A 428-nucleotide genomic window follows, 5' to 3' on the forward strand; every position below is an offset into this window, starting at 1 on the left:
GCGTGTGGCCATAATAGGTCAGCCCGGGTGGCGGCGACAGAAGCGCCAGCTTGCGCCTGCCCATGCTCGCCAGGCGGCGCACGGCTTCCATCGCGAATACATGGTTGTCGAAGTCATGGTAGGGGTGGACCAGGCCCATGTCGGTGCGGCCATGCGTGGCAAAGGGCATGCCGTGCTCGAGCATGTAGCGGGCGCGTGGATCGTTCGGTTGGGTGCGCGAGATGATGACGCCATCGGCCGAGCCGGTCTCGACGAGATAGCGGATCGGCTCCATCGGATCCTGCGAGCGGGAATAAGGCGTGACGATCAGGTGATAGGGCGTTTCGGCGAGCACTTCCGAAACGCCGTAGATGATGTCCGAGACGAAGCTCATGATCTCGCGGTCGGTGTTGAGCACGAGGCTGATGACATTGGTCCTGCCGGTGCGC

1 pseudogene is annotated in these 428 nt (G+C 63.3%); it reads right to left on the reverse strand.

What is annotated here, in order from left to right:
• Positions 1 to 428: pseudogene (locus tag EOC94_RS33705) on the reverse strand (LacI family transcriptional regulator); the annotation flags it as partial.

It is taken from the genome of Mesorhizobium sp. M6A.T.Ce.TU.016.01.1.1 (assembly GCF_003997065.1).
Taxonomy (GTDB): Bacteria; Pseudomonadota; Alphaproteobacteria; order Rhizobiales; family Rhizobiaceae; genus Mesorhizobium; species Mesorhizobium mediterraneum.